The 19,733-nt window shown below is 68.8% G+C and carries 18 protein-coding genes; 11 read left to right on the top strand and 7 right to left on the bottom strand.

Translation table 11 applies throughout. The features are described from left to right. Positions 1-11: 11 nt before the first annotated feature. A complete protein-coding gene (locus FZ983_RS04135) occupies positions 12-788 on the bottom strand; it encodes a histidine phosphatase family protein (RefSeq protein ID WP_247883565.1) in 777 nt (258 codons plus the stop codon). Between the two features lie 196 nt (positions 789-984). On the opposite strand from FZ983_RS04135, the gene FZ983_RS04130 reads away from it, so the two are divergent. The 5 genes from FZ983_RS04130 (at position 985) to FZ983_RS04110 (ending at position 5,410) form a co-directional block, all read left to right on the top strand. After that, on the top strand, positions 985-2,091 hold the full coding sequence (locus FZ983_RS04130; protein WP_149222287.1) for an alkene reductase: 1,107 nt from the start codon (positions 985-987) through the stop codon (positions 2,089-2,091). A 255-nt stretch (positions 2,092-2,346) separates the two neighbouring features. Then, complete coding sequence (locus FZ983_RS34995; RefSeq protein ID WP_149222286.1) at positions 2,347-2,910, top strand: cold-shock protein; 564 nt, start codon at positions 2,347-2,349, stop codon at positions 2,908-2,910. Between the two features lie 391 nt (positions 2,911-3,301). Then, complete coding sequence (locus tag FZ983_RS04120; protein ID WP_149222285.1) at positions 3,302-3,910, top strand: YgjV family protein; 609 nt, start codon at positions 3,302-3,304, stop codon at positions 3,908-3,910. Beyond that, positions 3,907-4,614 (top strand): Crp/Fnr family transcriptional regulator, encoded by a 708-nt coding sequence (locus FZ983_RS04115; RefSeq protein ID WP_247883564.1) that lies wholly within the window; start codon positions 3,907-3,909, stop codon positions 4,612-4,614. The genes FZ983_RS04120 and FZ983_RS04115 overlap by 4 nt, the downstream gene beginning before the upstream one ends. A gap of 127 nt (positions 4,615-4,741) precedes the next feature. Beyond that, on the top strand, positions 4,742-5,410 hold the full coding sequence (locus FZ983_RS04110) for an MT-A70 family methyltransferase (RefSeq protein ID WP_149222284.1): 669 nt from the start codon (positions 4,742-4,744) through the stop codon (positions 5,408-5,410). A gap of 141 nt (positions 5,411-5,551) precedes the next feature. Here the strand turns inward: FZ983_RS04110 and FZ983_RS04105 are convergent, their stop codons facing one another. From FZ983_RS04105 to FZ983_RS04090, 4 genes are all read right to left on the bottom strand, one after another. Next, positions 5,552-6,181: an HAD family phosphatase gene (locus tag FZ983_RS04105; RefSeq protein ID WP_149222283.1), complete on the bottom strand. Its 630-nt coding sequence runs from the start codon at positions 6,179-6,181 to the stop codon at positions 5,552-5,554. Positions 6,182-6,194: 13 nt separating this feature from the next. Beyond that, positions 6,195-6,962: a DsbA family protein gene (locus FZ983_RS04100; RefSeq protein WP_149222282.1), complete on the bottom strand. Its 768-nt coding sequence runs from the start codon at positions 6,960-6,962 to the stop codon at positions 6,195-6,197. A 125-nt stretch (positions 6,963-7,087) separates the two neighbouring features. After that, on the bottom strand, positions 7,088-8,512 hold the full coding sequence (locus tag FZ983_RS04095) for an esterase-like activity of phytase family protein (protein WP_247883563.1): 1,425 nt from the start codon (positions 8,510-8,512) through the stop codon (positions 7,088-7,090). Between the two features lie 173 nt (positions 8,513-8,685). Continuing rightward, on the bottom strand, positions 8,686-10,056 hold the full coding sequence (locus FZ983_RS04090) for a M48 family metalloprotease (protein ID WP_149222281.1): 1,371 nt from the start codon (positions 10,054-10,056) through the stop codon (positions 8,686-8,688). Between the two features lie 73 nt (positions 10,057-10,129). Here FZ983_RS04090 and FZ983_RS04085 point away from each other — a divergent pair, with 73 nt between their 5' ends. Beyond that, positions 10,130-11,464 carry a gamma-glutamyltransferase gene (locus FZ983_RS04085; RefSeq protein ID WP_247883562.1) on the top strand — a complete coding sequence of 445 codons (1,335 nt, stop codon included), beginning with the start codon at positions 10,130-10,132 and terminating at the stop codon, positions 11,462-11,464. A 47-nt stretch (positions 11,465-11,511) separates the two neighbouring features. Then, positions 11,512-12,675 (top strand): aminotransferase class I/II-fold pyridoxal phosphate-dependent enzyme, encoded by a 1,164-nt coding sequence (locus FZ983_RS04080; RefSeq protein ID WP_149222280.1) that lies wholly within the window; start codon positions 11,512-11,514, stop codon positions 12,673-12,675. A 36-nt stretch (positions 12,676-12,711) separates the two neighbouring features. On the opposite strand, the gene FZ983_RS04075 is transcribed toward FZ983_RS04080, so the two are convergent. Beyond that, positions 12,712-13,449 carry an SDR family oxidoreductase gene (locus tag FZ983_RS04075; RefSeq protein WP_149222464.1) on the bottom strand — a complete coding sequence of 246 codons (738 nt, stop codon included), beginning with the start codon at positions 13,447-13,449 and terminating at the stop codon, positions 12,712-12,714. Between the two features lie 266 nt (positions 13,450-13,715). Between FZ983_RS04075 and FZ983_RS04070 the strand changes: the two genes are divergently transcribed. Further along, positions 13,716-14,927 (top strand): ChaN family lipoprotein, encoded by a 1,212-nt coding sequence (locus FZ983_RS04070; RefSeq protein WP_247883561.1) that lies wholly within the window; start codon positions 13,716-13,718, stop codon positions 14,925-14,927. A gap of 10 nt (positions 14,928-14,937) precedes the next feature. On the opposite strand, the gene FZ983_RS04065 is transcribed toward FZ983_RS04070, so the two are convergent. Beyond that, entirely contained in the window at positions 14,938-15,531 is a 594-nt protein-coding gene (locus tag FZ983_RS04065) for an NUDIX hydrolase (protein ID WP_149222279.1), read from the bottom strand. A 169-nt stretch (positions 15,532-15,700) separates the two neighbouring features. On the opposite strand from FZ983_RS04065, the gene rmuC reads away from it, so the two are divergent. The 3 genes from rmuC to FZ983_RS04050 all read left to right on the top strand — a co-directional run bounded on the left by rmuC (position 15,701) and on the right by FZ983_RS04050 (position 19,681). Then, the gene (gene rmuC, locus FZ983_RS04060) at positions 15,701-17,155 is read left to right on the top strand and encodes a DNA recombination protein RmuC (protein WP_247883560.1); all 1,455 of its coding nucleotides are present in this window, start codon (positions 15,701-15,703) and stop codon (positions 17,153-17,155) included. Between the two features lie 136 nt (positions 17,156-17,291). Further along, positions 17,292-17,480 carry a hypothetical protein gene (locus FZ983_RS04055; protein ID WP_149222278.1) on the top strand — a complete coding sequence of 63 codons (189 nt, stop codon included), beginning with the start codon at positions 17,292-17,294 and terminating at the stop codon, positions 17,478-17,480. 176 nt (positions 17,481-17,656) lie between these two features. Next, positions 17,657-19,681, top strand: coding sequence for a methyl-accepting chemotaxis protein (locus FZ983_RS04050; protein ID WP_149222277.1), 2,025 nt, complete (start codon positions 17,657-17,659; stop codon positions 19,679-19,681). Positions 19,682-19,733 lie beyond the last annotated feature (52 nt).

The following is a 19,733-nucleotide window of genomic DNA, read 5'->3' as shown; positions in this document are numbered from 1 at the left end:
GGGCGTGTTCCCTATCGGGCCGCGACGGCGGCGTCCGGCTCGGCGGTGACCGGAGCGCCGGCCTCCTCCAGCGGAGCGACGAAGTTGTAGCGGTGCAGGCACAGCCCGCCACGAGGCCCGGCCTTGGCGTCGAACCGGTATTCGGTGACGGAGCAGTTGGCGACGTCGCCGGCCGCGTCGATGGCCAGGATCTCGTCCTCCGTCATGTTCTCCAGCAGGTAACGCAGGCATAGCACCACCACCTGATGCCCGACGATCAGCACCCGCCGTTCGCCGTGATGCAGACTGATGGTGTCGAGCGCGCTGCGCAGCCGAAGAATCACGTCGCACCAGCTCTCGCCCCCCGGCGGGCGGTGATAGAATTTGCCCAGAAGGCGGCGGAATTCGGCCTGCTCCGGGAACTCCTGCCGGATGCCGGCGGTGGTCAGCCGGTCGAGGACGCCGAACTCCTTCTCCCGCAGCCGCTCGTCGATCACGAAGTCGGTCGGATCGACCGGCAGGCCGCCGGCCTGGTGCAGCCGCTCCGCCGTGCGCAGGGCCCGGCGGTAGGGCGAGGTCAGGACCACGTCGGGCCGTTCCTCCACCGGCATGGCGGCGAACCAGCGGCCGAGCGCGTCGGACTGCCGCTCCCCCAACTGGCTGAGAGGAACGTCGACGTCGCGTTCGTCGATGTCGATCCGGACGAGGCCGGCCGCGTGCGCCGCATCGCGCGCGACGTTTCCGGCGCTCTCGCCATGGCGGACGATCCAGAGTCGGTCGGGCCAGCGCTGCTGCATCGGCGATCCCATTTGCTGGTGGTCTTGGACTGGTGGTCTGGGGCTGTCGGGAATAACCGCCGGGCGGGGCGAAAGGTCCCGCGGCCCGGCGGCCGGCGGTATGGCAGCCATGCTGTCCAGTCGCCCGCTGCGGCCAATCGGCACCTTGCCGATGGCGGAGGCCGGGCCACACTCTTCTGTCCAGTTTAACCATCTGAATGGATCGGACATGACGGACAGCCAGGACGCGGCCCCCCTGTTCCAGCCGGTGACGATCGGGCGCTACAGCCTGCCCAACCGCATCGCCATGGCACCGCTGACCCGCAGCCGCACCGACAACGCCACCGGCGTGCCGACCGCGATGAATGCCGAGTATTACGCCCAGCGTGCCAGCGCCGGCCTGATCATCGCCGAGGCGACGCAGATCTCGCCGCAGGGCAAGGGCTATGCCTACACCCCCGGCATCCACAGCGCCGAACAGGTGGCGGGCTGGAAGCTGGTGACCGACGCCGTCCATGCCAGGGGCGGGCACATCTGCCTGCAGCTGTGGCATGTCGGGCGCATCTCCCACCCCGACCTGCAGCCGGGCGGCGCCCTGCCGGTGGCGCCCTCGGCGGTGAAGCCGGAGATGAAGGCCTTCACCGTCGACGGCTTCAAGGACATCCCGGCTCCGCGCGCGCTGGACATCTCCGAACTGCCGGGCATCGTCGAGGATTACCGCAAGGCTACCCGCAATGCGCTGGCGGCCGGATTCGACATGGTCGAGGTGCATGCCGCCAACGGCTATCTGATCGACCAGTTCCTGCGCGACGGCACCAACAAGCGCACCGACGCCTATGGCGGCTCGGTCGAGAATCGCGCCCGCTTCCTGTTCGAGGTGCTGGACGCCGTGGTGGCGGAGGCCGGGGCCGACCGCGTCGGCATCCGCCTGTCGCCGCTGAGCCCGGCCAACGATGCACAGGAAAGCGACCCGGTCGGCACCTTCAGCCCGGTGATCCGCCGGCTGAACGATTACGGTCTCGCCTATCTGCACATGATCGAAGGCGTGACCCGCGGTCCGCATCCCGGATTCGGCGGTGACCTCGCCGAGCTGCGGGGGCTCTACAAGGGGCGCTACATGGCCAACAACGTTTATGACCGTGCCATGGCGATCCAGGCGACGGCCAGCGGCCATGCCGACATGATCGCCTTCGGCCGCCCCTTCATCGCCAACCCCGACCTGGTGGAGCGGCTGCGCATCGACGCCCCCCTGGCCGAGCCGGACCAGAAGACCTTCTATGGCGGCGACCAGCATGGCTACACCGACTATCCCCCATTGAAGCAGTCGGCAGCCTGACGATTCGCCGCACGGGCGGCGTGCAGACCGCTCCCGAGTCGCCGCGCAAATGGCGAGGCGAAGGGGCCGGAGGTGGGGTGCGGAGCGGCACTTCGGTGCCGCCCGCCCCTTACCGCAGCGCGGGAGTGGCGGCAAGCGTGAGCCTGGGGTGGGGCATTTAACGGCGATTCGGTCATCTTTCCTTTGGAAGGCTTGACCTGGGACCGGATCCCTGTGACAAAAGACATTCGGCACACTCTATGAGCTTGAAGACACATGTTCGACCGCCCGCCCCGCCAGGGCTTCCGCGCTCCCGAGATCACCAAGTCCAACGTCACCGCCACCGTGAAGTGGTTCAACCCCACCAAGGGGTTCGGCTTCGTGTCGCCTGAGGACGGTTCGCCCGATGCCTTCCTGCACGTCTCTGCGGTTCAGGCCGCAGGCTACGACGCGCTGGACGAAGGCACCACCATCACCTGTGACCTGGCCCGTGGGCCGAAGGGTCCGCAGGTGGCCTCCATCCACACGGTCGATACGTCGACCGCTCAGCGTTCGGCCCGTCCGCGGACCGGCGGCTTCGACCGTGGCGGCTATGACCGCGGCGGCTACGATGCCGGCGGCGGCAGCGGCGGCGAAGAAGTCGACGGCACCGTGAAGTGGTTCAATGCCGACAAGGGCTTTGGCTTCATCACGCCGAGCACCGGTGGCAAGGACGTCTTCGTCCATGTCAACGTGCTGCGCCGCTCGGGCATGCAGACCCTCCAGGAAGGCGATCAGGTGCGTGTCACCGTTCGCCAGGGCCAGAAGGGTCCGGAAGCGGGCAAGGTCGAGTACCTGTAAGGTTCGGGATATCCCGGACCTCGACCGGACGGCGCCCGTTTTCGGACGCGCGCCGGCTCGGTCGGCTCCGCTCATCTGACAAGCGTATCGAAGGCTCGAGCGGTCATCGTTCTGGTCTTCCCGGTGAAACTCCGGCTTCTTTTCGCACGGTGCCTCCCTTTGGGGGGCGCCGTGCGTTCTTGTCTTTTCTGTCTTGGTTTTCTGCGGTCCTGGCTCGTGAGTGATCCGGCCGTGGCTTGGTTCGGCCCGGCTGTGCGTTGCGTGTGTCTTCCGCTCTTCTCTTTCGGTACTTTGCTTTCTGCGCCTTTCCTTGCGCCGCCCTTCGGGGCGGCCGGCGCCGCTTCTCTCCCCTTATCCCGCCGCAATTTTCGTTGCTGGGGGGCTTTCCGGCATGATCGAGATGCTGACCGTCCGGCTCCCGGCGCTCTTCGGCGGGGGAGGGGAGACGGACATCTGGTGGTCTGTTGCGCAGCTGGTCGGCTTGTGCGGCATGCTCGGCGGCATGCTCTGGCCCTTTTTCCGCAGCCGGCAGGCCATGCTTCTGGTGCAGCTGGTGCCTTGCCTGGGCTTCGCCCTGCATTTCGCCCTGGTGGGTGCCCCGACCGCGGCGGCGCTCAACGGGCTTGCGGCGCTGCAGGTGTTGGCTGCGCTGGCGCTCGGCACATGGCCGGCCTTCCGACTCGTCTATCTGCTGATCCTGCCGGTGATCGCGGCAGTGATGGCCGTGACCTGGACCGGCCTGCCGTCCGTCTTCGCCGCGGCCGGCATGGCGCTGATCAGCCTTGCCCGTTACCAGACGCGGGTTGCGGTGTTCCGCGGCACCATGCTGGTGGCATTGCCCTGTTGGTTCGTGCACAACTGTCTGGTGGGGTCGATCCCGGGAATGGTCTCCGACCTGACCGGGATGGCCGTCAACGCCTGGATGCTCCTGCGCGACCGGACGGTACCGCCCCCATCAACACCAATGGCGCCAAAGGCCAGGGAGGCGAAGCTGTCATGAACACCCACCACAGCAACCTGTCGGCGGAAGACGCCGCCGCACTGCGCGCCATTCCGCTCTTCGCCAAGCTGACCGACCGTGCCGTGTCCTTGCTGGGTGGCGTCGCCATCGTGCGTCCGGTGTCGCGCGGCACCACCCTGTTCCTGCAGGACGAGCCCGCCGACCGCTTCTTCGTGCTGCTCGACGGCTGGGTGAAGCTGTACCGCCTGACCCGCGACGGGACGGAGGCGGTGGTCCATGTCATCGGCCCGGCCGAAAGCTTTGCCGAAGCCGCCATGTTTGCCGACGGCAAGTTCCCGGTCTGCGCGGAGGCGGTGACCGACGCCCGCGTCATGACCCTGACCGCCGACGGATTCGCCCGCTGCCTGCGCGAGGACGACCGCATCGCCTTCGGCATGCTGGGCTCGCTGTCGGTGCGCCTGCGCCATCTGGTGACGCAGATCGAACAGTTGCAGGTGCAGCCGGCGCCGCAGCGGGTCGCCGCCTTCCTGATGCGCGTCTGTCCGCCCGGCGACGGACCGGCGCAGTTCCAGCTTCCCTTCGACAAGGCGCTGATCGCGCGGCGCCTGGGCATGCAGCCGGAAACCCTGTCGCGGGCGCTCGCCAAGCTGCGCGCCTCCGGCGTGGAAACCCAGGGGCTGACCGTCAGCGTGGCCGAGCGCGCCACCCTGCGCGCCGTTGCCGAGGCTGGCGAGGAGGAGTGACCGCCATCGCCCGCTGCGGCTTGTGACAGCGTCGGCGGAGCGGCTAGACTGGATTGACGGCGGTTGCCGCCGCGTGCGAGTTTGCACCCCTCCCAGTACCGGGTTTGTTCAGGATTTCGAGGCAGCGATGGGCGACAGCAACACGGTGGCGACGGCATCGGATCCGGCGCGGGATCTGGTGGCCTTCGCCGGTGACCGGCGCTTCGCCACCGTGATGGCGGACCCGCCCTGGCGCTTCGTCAACCGCACCGGCAAGATGGCGCCGGAGCATCGCCGCCTGTCGCGCTATGGCACCATGACGGTGGAGGACATCTGCGCCCTGCCGGTCGCCGACATCGCCGCCCCCACCGCGCATCTCTATCTCTGGGTTCCCAACGCGCTGCTGCCGGAAGGCCTGCAGGTCATGCGCAGCTGGGGGTTCGAGTACAAGACCAACCTCGTCTGGCACAAGGTGCGCAAGGACGGCGGGTCGGACGGGCGCGGGGTGGGGTTCTATTTCCGCAACGTGACCGAACTGATCCTGTTCGGCGTCCGCGGCAAGAAGGCCCGCACGCTGCCCCCCGGCCGGACCCAGGTGAACCTGATCGAAAGCCGCAAGCGCGAGCACAGCCGAAAGCCCGACGAGCAGTATGAACTGATCGAGGCCTGCAGCCCCGGCCCCTTCCTGGAAATGTTCGCCCGCGGCGCCCGGCCCAACTGGTCAGTCTGGGGCAATCAGGCCGACGACAGCTATGAGCCGACCTGGAAGACCTACGCGTTCAACTCCGCGAGCGACCGCGAGGCTGCGGCGGAGTAGGGGGGAGCGTCGGCTTCGGATGCCCCCACCCTAACCCTCCCCCGCTGGACGGGGGAGGGGATAAGTGCTTGATTGGGAGAGCATCGGCAGTTCCTCCCCCGCCCAGCGGGGGAGGATAGGTGGGGGTCTAACTCCACCCCCTCACAAAACCCCCAACGCCTCCAAATCCCGCCGTAGCGCCTCGGCGCCCAGGAACAGGTGCGCCGACATGCCCACCGACTTGGCCGCCTCGACATTGTCGGGGTTGTCGTCGATGAAATAGCAGTGCTTCGGTTCGAGGCCGTAACGATCCATCAGCAGCCGATAGATCGCCGGGTCCGGCTTCACCAGCCGTTCCTGACCCGAAACGATGATGCCGTCGAAGCCGTTCAGGAAGTCGAAGCGCTTGCGCGTCAGCTCGAACTTGTCGACCGAGAAATTGGTGATGGCATAGACCGGGACGCCGCGGGCCTTCAGTTCGGCCAGGATCTCCGGCGTGCCGGGGATCGGGCCCGGCACCATGCGTTCCCACATGTCGTCATAGGCGCGGATCAACTCGGCGCAGTCCGGATGCTCCTCGGTCAGCTGGGCGACCGCCTCGCTCCAGGGACGACCACGGTCCTGCTCCAGGTTCCAGGCGGGAGTGCAGACCCGGTCGAGGAAATCCTCCATCAGGTCTTCATAGCCGTCGAACAGCTCGCGGTACAGGTGCCGCGGGTCCCATTCGATCAGCACCTGCCCGACGTCGAAGACGACGACGGTCGGCTTCAGCGGCTCAATCGTTGCGGTCATGGAATGGTTCGCCTCAGCCCTTGGCGCGGGCGGCTTCGGTCAGCCGCTTCATGTCGTCCAGCTTGATGGCGCCAGGCACCAGCTCGTCGCCGAAGACGAAGGCCGGGGTGCCGCGGATGCTCAGCTTCTCGGCCAGAGCCTGATTGGCGGCGATCACCTTCAGCACGTCCGGCGACTCCATATCCTTCTTCAGCCGGTCGGTGTCGAGACCGACCGACTTGGCCAGCCGCATGACCACCGCCTCGTCCAGCTGGCCGCGATGAGCCATCAGGGCATTGTGGAATTCCATGTACTTGCCCTGGGCGCGGGAGGCGAGTGCGGCTTTGGAGGCGAGCAGCGACGCCGGTCCCAGGATCGGAAATTCCTTCAAAACGAAGCGAAGCTTCGGATCGCCCTTGATCAGCGCCTGGGTGTCGGCCTGCACGGCCTTGCAGTAGCCGCACTGGTAATCGAAGAACTCCACCACCGTCACGTCGCCCTGCGGGTTGCCGGCGACCGGATCGGCGGGGTTGCGGGTCAGCTCCTGCCTGTTCTCGACCAGGGCCTTGCGGGCCTGTTCGGCCTCCGCCGCCTTCTGGCGCTCCTGCATGGCGTCGACCGCCTGCAGGATGACCTCGGGATGCTCCATCAGGTAATCGCGGACGATCTTCTCGATGGCGGCCTTCTGGTTGCCGTCGAAGCTCGCCGATTGCGCATGGGCCGGAGCGGCGGCGGACAGCGCCAGCGCCGCGACAGGCAGGGCCAAAAGGGCGGAACGCAGGTACGGCAGGACGGGGCGCATGGTGGGCGGTCTCCGAAAACGCTGGGGACATTGGGCCGAAGGCCGCCCACACTGGACCGACAATCGGGTCCGGACAAGTGCAAAGCGCTCGCCCGGACCACACCCCCGGTTTCACTATCGCGTGATCAACGGGCGCGCAGAAGTTCGCCCACCGACAGCAGCGCCATCTCGTCGCCGTCGGCCTTGCCTATGGTCCGGCCGGTGGAGTAGGGCAGGTTGTTGTCGTTGACGACCACGATATGGTCGGCATCGACGATGTTCACCCCCTCCGGCCCCAGATGGGGCATGACGAAGCGGCCTTCCGGCGCCTGTCCGGCACGGGCCTTGCGGTCAGGATCGGCGATGTCGGTCAGGTCGATGTAGCCGACCTTGCGCACGAAACCGTCGGCGTCGGCCCCGGCGATGTCGATCTTGTAGACCCGCTTGAAGGCGGCCGGAGCGTTGAAGCAGTCGGGCTTCGCCTCGCCCTGGCAGACCTGGGTCTTCGCGCCCTCGCTGCTGTCGTCGCGCTCGATCACCAGGGCGGTGCCGGCGTCGATCATCGCCAGATCGGCGACGACGTTGGCGTTGTCCTCCAGCTTGTACTTCCAGGACTTGCCGGTGTACGTGCGGCTGGCGACGTCGAATTCCAGGATGCGGGTGTACGCGCGGCCGTCCTTGTTCTCGAAGGCGTTCGCCGTGGCATTCCACAGCGGACCTTCCAGCGACGGGTACAGGGTCTTGTCGTCCGGCGACACGCCCATCGGCTCGAACCCGCGCGACCGGCGGACCTCGAAGGCGACGGCGCCCGGCACCGGCGGCAGGATGCCGTTGCGGTAATGGTCGGGCGAGCGGGCCGGCTTGCCGTCGACCATCGTCTCATGCATTGCGACGACCACGCCGTCGCGGCTCAGTTCCAGGATGTAGGGGCCGAACTCCTCGCCGATGAACAGGCGATCGGCCTGCACCACCAGCGATTCGGGATCGAAGTCGGCGCCGGTCAGGTAGCGCGCGGTGCTGTTCTCGTTGACGATGGCGAAGGGAACCTTGCGGTCGGGATCGCGCAGGAAAATCGTCTCCAGCCGCTGCAGGGCGCCGCTCTGCCAGTCCGGCTTGACGCGATGCACCATCAGCAGCGCATCGACCGAGTTCACCTTGCTGCCGAAACCGTTGTCGGTCAGCGCCATGTACTCGCCGTTGCCCTGCGGAACGATGGCGGAGAAGCCCTGCACCGCTTGTCCTGCCACCGGCAGCATGATCTCGGTCTGGCGCGGGACCTTGGGGTCGGAGGCGAAGGAGGTGGCGCGGATGCTGCCCACCGTGTCCACGCGCTTGCGGTCGGCGTTGGTGAACTTGCCGGCGGTGGCGAACAGCGGCCCGGCATCGGCCGGCGCCTGCACCAGCGTGTCGGCGGGCAGCAGGGCATGGCCGGCCAGCGTGGCGGGATAACGCTTGGCCTGCTGTTCCTGGGCCTGAGCCGGGGTCGCGGCGGCCAGGGCGGTGGACAGCAGGGCTGCGGTGGCGAACAGGGCGCCGCGCCAGGACGGCAGGCGGACGGACAGCATGGGCATGCACTCCTGTGGACGGTACAGCGCGTACGGGCCAAGTGGCGGGGCCAAGTGGCGGGGGGACGCGCTCGATGTCCGCGGAATAGCAAGCGGCGATGACGTGGCCGGGACGGTTCGGTGACCGTTGCGTTACCGGAAGGACGCTTTCGTCATATGACCGATTCGCCTTGGTCCAATCAGCGCGTCCTGTCGCCGCCGGTCTGGCCGCGGATGTCCTGGGCCCGCAGCCAGCCCGGCGACCCGGCTGGCAGCAGCTTTTCCGCCCGTTCGGCCTGCGCCTTCGCCATCGGCAGGTCGCCCCTCGCCAGCGCCTCCTCGGCGGTGGCATAGGCGACCATGCCGTCGTTCTTCTTCATGCTCCAGGCCTGGGCGGTCAGCCGCCACAGAAAGGCGGACTGGGCCTTGCCCTTCGACGCGATCTGCAGGTTCTTCAACGCCTCGTCGGCGAGCCGGGGATCGCGCTGTTCCAGCAGGGCGTGGGCGAGCGAGACGCGGATCGTTCCGGCTTCGGAACCGGCCAGCTCGATGGCCTTGCGGTAGGGGGCGACCGCATCCGGCGCGCGGCCGGTCTGCAGCATCAGGTCGCCCTTCATCTCGTGCAGGTAGGGATTCCTCGGCTCGTCCGCGATCAGGCCGTCGACCAGCGGGGTGGCCTGCTTGACGTCGCCCTGGCGGAAATAGGCATAGGCGCGGCCATAGCGGGCGGCGGGCGACGGGTCGTTCGCCTTGTAGCGTTGCAGCGCGCCGCGCGGGTCGAGATAACCGTACAGCTTGGCCTGGATCCGCCGCAGGTCGGCCTCCGTCGCCGCCGGCAGCCGGGCGTCGGCATAGCGGGACCGGGCGACGAAGGCTCTCACCGCTTCGATGCGCTCGCGCGTCAGCGGGTGGGTCAGGCGATAGCCGGCGTCGCGGTCGTTCATCAGCGGCTCACCGACGCCCAGCTTTTCCAGGAAGGTCTCCATCCCCTTGGCGGAGATGCCCGACTGTTCCAGGAAGGACAGGCCGGCCTGGTCGGCCGACGCCTCCTGCGTGCGGGAGAAGGACAGGAAGTTCCGCTCCGCCAGATGCTGGCCCAGCATGACGCCCGCGGCGCCGGCCCCGGCATTGCCCGAGGCGAGGCCGCCGATGACGCCCAGACCCATGCCGAGCAGCGAGGACAGGAAGGCATTGTCCATCGCCTCCGTGCCCCGCACCAGATGTCCGCCGGAGATGTGGCCGGTCTCGTGCGCGATGACGCCCAGCAGCTGGTCGGCATCGTCCACCGTCAGCAGCAGTCCGGTGTGCAGGAAGATGTTCTGTCCACCGGCGACGAAGGCGTTGACCGACGGATCGTTGACCAGGAGGATCTGCACCGAGTCGGGGTCGATGCCGGCCGCCTGGAAGATTGGCCGTGCCATCTTGCGGATGATATGGTCCGTCTCGGCGTCGCCCAGGATCTGCATGTCCGAGCGGCGCTGCGCGCTCGCCGGTGGCGCTCCCCACACCAGCGACATCAGACACATGGACATGATGGCGACGACCGAAACCAGCCTGCTGGGCTTGCGCACCGTGACGACCTCCGGCTTTGAACAGCGGACCCCCGCGCGGAACCGGCGGAACTCCGGGCCGCGACACACTCGCTTGCGAATCTGGCGAGGGTTGGGCGCGGTTGCCATAGCTGCATCACTGCTGACCGGCTGCGTCAACACGAAGTTCAAGACGGACGCGACGGTCCAGAGCTTCGTCGTCGCGGACGAACCCTATGCCGCTGGCATCGGCCGGGACATCATCGCCCAGGGCGGCAAGGCCGGCGACGCGGTGGCTGCCATGGCGCTGGCGATGACCGCCAGCCTGCCGTCGCGCGTCGGGCTGACCGGTGGCGGCGTCTGCGTGCTGTTCGACGCCGCGTCCAAGAAGGCCCGCACCATCGACTTCCTGCCGCGCCCGGTCGGTGCCGGCGGTGCAGGCAGTGTGGGCATGCCCGCGATGGCGCGCGGCCTGTATGCCGTCCAGGCCTCGGCCGGCGTGATGCGGTGGGAGCAGGTGGTCGCCCCGGCGGAACAGCTGGCCCAGTTCTCCCCCGGCCTCAGCCGCGCGCTGGTGCAGGATCTGAGCGCGTTCGGCGGGCGTCTGGCTCCCGATTCCGATGCACGTCGCCGCCTGATGGGCGCCGGCACGCCGGCGGTCGGCACGGTCGCCGGCCAGCCGGAACTGGCCGCGACCCTGTCGGTGCTGCGCCGCCAGGGCGTGGGCGCCTTCTATGCCGGGCCGCTCGCCGCGACGGTCGCCCAGGGCATTGGGCTGGATGCGGCGCAGCTGCGCGCCTATCAGCCGCGCGTCGGCGCCACACTGACCGTGCCCTTCGACATCAGCGACCTGCATGTTCCCGACACGACCGAGCCGGAGTCGGGGGCTGCCCTGATCCAGGCCTGGAAAGCGGTGGCCGCCCTGCCGCCGGCCGAGCGTGCGACCCGTGCCGCCCAGCTGCTGGGCGCCACCGGTGCCGGCGCTACTGCCACTGCGGCCGGCGCCGGGGTGATGGTGATCGATCCGGACGAGAACGGCGCTGCCTGCGCCTTTACCCAAGGCGCTCCCTTCGGCACCGGGCGCGGCATTCCCGGCACCGGCATGCTGGTGGCCCAGGGGGTGGACCGCGGCGGCTTCGGCGCGCCGGCCCTGATCGCCAACTCGATCATCGGCCGCACCCTGTTCGCCGGGGTCGGCACCGCCGGGGGCAGCGACGGCCCCGCCGCCGGCCCCGCCGCCCTGCTGTCGGTGGCATTGCCGTCGGGCCTGGAGGACAAGTCGACCGCGCCGCAGATCCAGGCCGCGCGTCCGCAATCCATCCCTGGGCGGGTCAGCTTCATCGGCTGCCGGGTTTCAACGGAGGACGGGATCCGCTATTGCCAGACGGCAACCGACCCGCGCGCCGGCAGCCTGGCGCTGACGGTCGAAAGCGAACGCAAGCGGGACTGAACCGCGAAAAAGCGGCCCGCCCAAAAGAGAGTTAGAGACGGACGATCATGAGCAAGCAGCCCAAGGTTTCCAAGCGGGGCGCCATTCCGCCCTTCTTCGTGATGGAAGTGATGCGCGCCGCGGCGGAGCGCGAGGCCGCCGGGCTTGAGGTCCTGCATATGGAGGTGGGGCAGCCCTCCTCCGGCGCGCCGAAGGGCGTGGTGCAGGCGGCTGCCACCGCCGTCGTGGGAAGCGACCCGCTTGGCTACACCGGGGCGCTGGGCATCCCGCCGCTGCGCGCGGCCATCGCCAAATGGTACAAGGACCGGTACGGCGTGGATGTGCCGGAGCGGCGGGTGGTCGTCACCACCGGGTCGTCGGGCGCCTTCCAGCTGGGCTTCCTCGCCGCCTTCGATCCGGGCGACCGGGTGGCGATGGCGTCGCCCAGCTATCCGGCCTACCGCCACACCCTGACGGCCGCCGGTGTCATCCCGGTGGAACTGCCGACCGGGCCGGAGCATCGCTTCCAGCCGACCATCGAACTGCTGGAGGCGCTGGAGGAGCCGGTGCAGGGGCTGATCGTCGCCAGCCCGGCCAACCCGACCGGCACGATGCTGAGCCGGGAGGAACTGACCGCGCTGTCCGACTGGTGCCGCGCCAACGGCGTGCGCATGGTGTCGGACGAGATCTACCACGGACTGACCTATGGCACCGATGCGGTCACCGCGGCCGAGGTGAACGATCAGGCGCTGGTGGTCAACAGCTTCTCCAAATATTTCTCGATGACCGGCTGGCGTCTGGGCTGGATGATCGTGCCGGACGATCTGCTGCGGTCGGTCGAATGTCTGGCGCAGAACCTGTTCATTTCGGCGCCCACGCTGAGCCAAGTGTCGGCGGTCGCGGCCTTCGACTGCACGGCGGAGTTGGACGGCCACGTCGCCCGCTACGCCCGCAACCGCGCGGTTCTGCTGCAGGAACTGCCGAAGGCGGGCTTCACCAAGATGGCTCCGGCCGATGGCGCCTTCTACATCTATGCCGACGTGTCGGACATGACCGACGACAGCGAAGCGCTGGCGAAGCAGATCCTGGAGGAGACGGGCATCGCCTGCACTCCGGGCATCGATTTCGACACTGCCCGCGGCCGGCGCTTCCTGCGCTTCAGCTTCGCCGGGTCTGAGGAGACCATCGCCGAGGCGGCGCGGCGGCTGATCGCCTGGCGGGCGGGGAAGTAGCGTTCGGTTGGGAGGGTGTCGGCTGACGTTGCCCCCTCAGAACAGATGCTGCCCGCCGGTGATGAAGGTCTCCGTCCCGGTCACATAGGCCGAATCCGGGCCGCAGAGATAGAAGATCACCGCGGCGACGTCTTCCGGCGTTCCCATGCGCTTCAGCGGGATGCGTGGGATCAGCACGTCGTATTCCGGGCCGGTCATCGCCGTTTCGATCTCGCCGGGGGCGACGGCGTTGACGCGGACGCCGATCTCCGCGAACTCCACCGCCATCTCCCGGGTCAGTCCCGACAGCGCCGCCTTGGAGGTGGAATAGGCGGAGCCGGCGAAGGGGTGCACCGAATGGCCGGCGATGGAGGTGACGTTGACGATCGCCCCCTTGCCCTTCGACAGCGGCGCGGCGAAGCCGCGGGCCAGAACCAGCGCTGCGAAGAAGTTCAGCTCGAACACCCGGTGCCAGCCCTCGATGGAGCCGTTCAGGCAGCCCAGCCGCTCCTTGATCGGGGTCTTGGGCGAGATGCCGGCGTTGTTGATCAGGGCATGCAGGGGGGCGCCGTCCAGCGCCTTGTTCGCCTCCTCCACGAAGGCGGCGCGGCTGGCGGGGTCGGACAGGTCGGCCGGGATGTGGTGGGTCCAGTTGGGATCGCGCCGGCAATGCTCCGGCACATCCTCCCGCGAGCAGGAGATCACGCGCCAGCCTTCATTGCTGAACCGGGTGACGGTGGCGTGTCCGATACCCCGGCTGGCGCCGGTGAGAATGACGGTCTTGCGGTGCGGCATGGCGGCGGTGCGCTTCACGAATGATTGCGGTCGGGCGGGGAGAGCGGACGCCCTGGGACTGGCCTCGGGAGTTACGGATGCCGGCTCGGAAGGCCGCCATCCGCCGTATGTCCACCGCCGGCGCCGATCCTACCCGCCGATGCTCCGGCTGTCATCCGCCGCGGATCTTCGGCGCGGCCGAACGACGCAATCGGTGGCGTTCGCCATTGACCTTGTGTCCGGCAGTTCCAACCTTGGCGCAATGCCTGAGCCGACGGAGCCGACCCTTGCGCCAGATCTTCCGTCCCATCCCCCCTCCCTTGGCCCGTCCCTTTCACCTTGCCGCGCTGGTCTTCGCGGCGCTGTCCTTCGTCGCCGCATCCGGCGTCCGGGCGGAGGATGCCGCGCGCATCGGCTGCGTGCCGCCGGGTGTGTGGGCCGACGGCACCGGAACGGCGGTGGAGCCGGCACCGCTGCTGCGCCGGCTCGCCGAAGCGCCGGTCGTCCTGCTGGGGGAGCAGCATGACAAGGCCGACCACCACCGCTGGCAGCTCCACACCCTGGCCGGCCTGCATGCGCTGACCCCCGACCTTGCCGTCGGGATGGAGATGCTGCCGCGCCGGCTGCAGCCGGTGCTCGACCGCTGGGTGGCGGGGGAACTGACGGAAAGCGAGTTCCTGAAGGAGACGGACTGGCGCACGGTCTGGGGGTTCGATCCGGCCTTCTACCTGCCGATCCTGCAATTCGCCCGTCTGCACCGGCTGCCGGTGGTGGCGCTGAATGTGGAACGTTCGCTGATCAGCCGCACCGCCCGCAACGGCTGGGCCGCCATTCCGGTGGCGGAGCGCGAGGGCGTCGGCACCCCCGCCGCCCCGACGGAAACCTACCGCAACCGCCTGACCGAAACGCTGGCGGCACACGACCGCTCGGAGTCGCAGGCGACCGCCCCCACCGATGCGGCCAAGCGCTTCATCGACGCGCAAGGTGTCTGGGACCGCGCCATGGCGGAGAAGATTGCGGAAACCCGCCGGACCACCGGGCGCGCCGTCGTCGGCATCCTGGGGCAGGGCCATACCCTCTACCGCGACGGCGTCCCGCACCAGCTGGCCGACCTCGGCATCGCCGATGCCGCCGTGCTGCTGCCGTGGGATGTCGACCGCGACTGCGACGAGCTGGACGGGCGCATCGCCGATGCGGTCTTCGGGCTGGGGCCGGCGCGCGAGGATGCCGAACCGCAGCGGCCGCGGCTGGGCGTGCAGCTCGATCCCGGTCCGGAAGGCATCACGGTGGGATCGGTCAGCGACGGCAGCGTTGCCGCGGCGGCCGGCCTGCGCACCGGCGACCGCATCCTGATCGCCGCCGGAAGCCCGGTTCGGGCGCCGGCCGATCTGGTCGCCGTCATCCGCCGCCAGGCGCCCGGCACATGGCTGCCGCTGACCATCCGGCGCGACGGCGCGGAGCAGGAACTGGTGGCGAAATTCCCGGTGGAACGGCGCTAGGCGGCGCTCCTCACAGCATCCGGTCCCAGCGGGCGAGCGCGTCCGGGGTGGGGTTGACCGCGGGGGCGCAATCGTTGCGGCCGAGCCGGTCGCGGTGCTCGCGCAGGGCCCAGACCACCGTGGGGAAGGCAAGCTCGCCCCAGGGGATCTCGTCCCAGGCGAACAGCCCGACCTCCAGGCTCTCCGGGCCGGGCTCCACGTCCGGGGACAGCAGACGGGCGCGGAAGATCATCTGCACCTGACTGATCCGCGGGATGTCGTAGATTGCCAGCAGATGGTCGATGTCGATGCGGGCGCGCGCCTCCTCCCAGGCTTCGCGGGCCGCGCCCTCGCGGGTGCTCTCGCGCTCTTCCATGAAACCGGCGGGCAGGGTCCAGAAGCCCTTGCGGGGTTCGATGGCCCGGCGGCACAGCAGGATGCGGCCATCCTCCCAGGTCGCCACCGCCCCGACGACGATCAGCGGGTTCTGGTAGGCGATGTAGCCGCAGTCGGGGCACATCAGCCGCTCGCGGTCCTCGCCGGGCGGAATGCCGCGGACACGGGGGCCGCCGCAGCCGGGGCCGCAATCGGGGGATTTGCTGTTGGGAGTCTTGTCGTCTGGCATGGCTTCCGATATGGCGCCGCGGCCTTGGTTGGGCAAGCGGGTAAAGCGGCGGCTGGGCGGTTCTGCGGCACTGCGTCTGTTCGCGCCCTGTTCCAATTCGCGTTTCGTTCCGATAGGCTGTGCCCGTTTCAAGTGTGGGCAGGTGTGGCGCAAGGGTGGAGGAGCAGGGGTGACGCAGTTCGTGGTGAACGGGATGGTGGTGGACGGCATGTCCCTGGCGATCGGTCTGGTGGCCGGCCTGCTGCTGGGCATCGCCGTCGCCTGGGCGGTGATGCGCGCCGCCGCCGGCCGGGCCGAGGCCGCGGCAGCCGCCCTGCATGCGGAGTTCGCCACCCGCCTCGACCTTGCCGAGCGGACCGAGGACGATCTGCGCGAGGAGATCGAGGCACGCGACCACCAGATCGCCCGCCTGCATGGCGAGGTTGCCGACGCCCGCGAACGCCACGCTCAGCTGTCGACCCGGCTGGACGCCGAACGGACGGCGGCGGCGGAAAAGATGGCCCTGCTGGAGCGCGCCCAGGCGGCGCTGGCCGACAGCTTCAAGGCCCTGTCGGCGGAGGCGCTGCACCAGAACAACCGCAGCTTCCTCGATCTGGCGCGGGAGACGCTGGCCGGCTTCCAGGAGCAGGCGAAGGGCGACTTGGACAAGCGCCAGACCGCCATCGCAGCCATCGTCGATCCGGTGCGCCAGTCGCTGGAGGCGATGGACCGCCAGATTCGCGACCTGGAAAGCACGCGTGCCGGCGCCTATGAGGGGCTGAAGCAGCAGGTGCTGTCGCTGGTGGAAACCCAGAGCCAGCTGCGGGCGGAGACCGGCAACCTCGTCCGTGCACTGCGCACCCCGGCGGCTCGCGGGCGCTGGGGCGAAATCCAGCTGCGCCGGGTCTGCGAGATGGCGGGCATGCTCGACCATTGCGACTTCGTGGAGCAGGTGTCGGTCGACAGCGGCCGGCTGCGCCCGGACCTGATCGTCACGCTGCCCGGCGGCAAGACCATCGTGGTCGATGCCAAGACACCGCTGGAAGGCTATCTGGACGGTGTCCAGGCGGCGGACGACGGTGCGCGGCGCGACGGCATGGTTCGCCATGCCCGCCATGTGCGCGAGCATATGAAACAGCTCGGCACCAAAGGCTATTGGGACCAGTTCGACGACAGCCCGGAATTCGTCGTGCTGTTCCTGCCCGGCGAGAACTTCTTCTCCGCGGCGCTGGAACAGGATCCGGCGCTGATCGAGGCAGGCATCGACCATCGCGTCATCCTGGCAACCCCGACCACGCTGATCGCGCTGCTGCGCGCCGTCGCCTATGGCTGGCGGCAGGAGCGGCTGGCCGACAATGCCCGCGAGATCAGCGCGCTGGGGGCGGAGCTGTACAAGCGCCTGTCCGACCTTGGCGGCCATATGGAGAAGCTGGGCGGGCAGCTGGACAAGGCCGTCGGCTGCTACAACAGCGCGGTCGGCACGCTGGAATCGCGGGTGCTGGTCAGCGCGCGCCGATTCCGCGACTTGCATGCCGCACCGGAGGGGGCGGAGATGCCGCTGCTGGAGCCCCTGGACCACAGCCCGCGCCGCCTGCAGGCGATGGAACTGCGTGTGCCGCCGGTGGAGTCCTCCGCCGCGGACTGATGGCAGCGCAGGCGCCTTGCTGCGACATTCCGTCCGGTCCGCAACGGTGCCCACAGACACGTGTTCACCGCTGCGGTGCAGCGTCGGCCGTGCTATCCATGCGGCCTCACAGGCTTCGACACCATGGAACCCGCCGATGACGGACCAGACCGGAACCGAACAGACCGTCCGCTGCGACCGCTGCAACCATCCCTATTCGGCCAGCGAAGAGAGTTGCCCGCGCTGCCGTTCGATTCGACGCAGCAATGCGGTGATCGTCACTCTGCTGATCATGCTGGTGATCCTCGCCCTGGTCGGCTGGATCGGCACTTTGGTCCTCACCTGATTCCATCGCTGGTACCTTGGGCGGTGATTGCGCAGACACTGCACATTCCGTATGCAAAGCGCACAATGAAACATCATTTCTATTTGACCCGATAATCGTGCAAGTTTTTTGCTTGTCACGATTAGTTCAATCTGAGAAGCAACCCTTTGCCGTCGTTTTTGCGCAGGGGTCGCATCATGCTGAAGAACCTCAGGATTGCCGCGCTCACCAACCTGTTCGGCGTGGTGGTCACGCTCGGTTTCCTGGCGGTCGTCCTGACGGGTGCGCTGGCGATCCGCGAGCTGAAGGTGGGCGGTCCGATCTACCAGCGCATCGTGCTGGGCAAGGATCTGATCGCCGACATTCTTCCGCCGCCGGAATATGTGATCGAGGCCTACCTGGAAACCACGCTGGCGATGAACGACCCGGCGTCGGTGGAGCAGCGGCGGGCGCGTCTGGCACAGCTGCGCAAGGATTACGACGACCGGCATGACTATTGGTTGAAGGAAGGGTTTGAGCCGACGCTCGTCGACCAGCTGACCAAGGCATCGCATGCGCCGGTGATGCGCTTCTGGACCGAGGTCGAGTCGAGATTCCTGCCGGCCCTGGCCCGCAAGGACGAGGCCGCGGCCCGCGCCTCTTATGTGGTCATCGCCGAGGCCTATGCGGCCCACCGCGCCGTCGTCGACCGGATCGTGGCGGACACCACCCGTTACAACAGCGAGACGGAGGTCTATGCCGACGGCCGCGAAAACCTGTTCATGAGCGCGGTCTGGGGCGTCTCGGCTCTGGTGCTGGCGGTGGTGGTGCTGGGCGTGCTGGGCATCCGGCGCCGGGTGGTGCGTCCGGTGGGGGAACTGACCGCCGTCATGCGCCGCCTGGCCCAGGGCGACCTCGGCGTCGCAATTCCGGGTTCCGACCGCCGCGACGAGATCGGTGCGATGGCCGGGGCCCTGCGCGTCTTCAAGGAGAATGCCGAGGAGGCCGAGCGCCTGCGCCGCCTGCGCGACGAAGAGCGGGAACGGTCCGAACGGGAGAAGCAGGCCGCCTTGCTGCGCATGGCCGAGACGGTGGAGACGGAAGCGTCCAACGCCGTCGATGTGGTCGCCAGCCAGACCAGCCAGATGGCCGGCAATGCCACCCGCATGGCCGAATCGGCCCGCGCGGTCAGCCACAACAGCCAGAATGTCGCCGCCGCCGCGACCCAGGCGCTGTCGAACGCCCAGACCGTGGCGGCGGCGTCGGAGCAGCTCAGCGCCTCCATTCGCGAGATCGCCACCCAGATCGGCACCGCCACCGCCATGACCGGCGAGGCGGTCGGCGCCTCCGTCCGCGCGGAGGAGACCATCCAACGCCTCGCCGAGGCCGTGACCCGCATCGGCGAGGTGACCAACCTGATCAACGATGTCGCCGGCCAGACCAATCTGCTGGCTCTGAACGCCACCATCGAGGCGGCGCGGGCTGGGGAGGCCGGCAAGGGCTTCGCGGTGGTCGCCAGCGAGGTGAAGCAACTGGCCGGCCAGACCGCGCGGGCAACCGACGAGATCGAAAGCCAGATCGCCGCCATCCAGGCCACCACCGCGGAGGCGGTCAGTGCCGTGCGCGCCATCGCCGACCGGGTGCGCGGCGTGGAGTCGGTGTCGGCCACCGTCGCCGCCGCCATCGAGGAGCAGGAGGCGGCAACCGGCGAGATCGCCCGCAACGTCGTCCAGACCTCCAACGCGGCGCAGGAGGTGGCGACCCGCATTGCCGCCGTCTCGCAGGAGGCGACAGCCACCGGCGAACGCGCCAGCGAGGTCAACGCCCTGTCCACCCGCGTGGCCTCCAGCATCGACCAGCTGCGCCGCGTCCTGATCGAGGCGATCCGCACCGCCACGCCGGAGGTGAACCGCCGGGCCGCCCCGCGCTATCCGCTGAACCGGCCGGGCCGGCTGACCATCGGCGACCGGGAGGTTGCGGTGACCGTCGACAACGCTTCGGAAGGCGGCGCGCAGATCAGCGGCCTGCCGCAGGAGTGTTGGGCCGGTCTGGCGCAGGGGACGGCGTTGAGCGTCGTGTTGCCGGGGCTGGAGCCGGCGCCCGCCACAGTGCGCGCGATCGATGGCGGTGTCGGCGGCCGTCTGCATGTCACCTTCACCCTGGCCGCCGCCGACCGCGAACGTTTCGCCGGTCAGTTCGGCCGCATCGTCGCCGGGCTGGTGCCGATGGACAGGGCGGCATGAGCGTCCCTTCGGCCACAGGCGGCGCGAAGACGGCAAGATGACAGTGAATTCA

The organism is Azospirillum sp. B21, from assembly GCF_008364825.1.
GTDB lineage: Bacteria > Pseudomonadota > Alphaproteobacteria > Azospirillales > Azospirillaceae > Azospirillum.
Note: the sequence above shows the minus strand (reverse complement) of the source record. Positions and strands in the feature narration are given on the sequence as shown.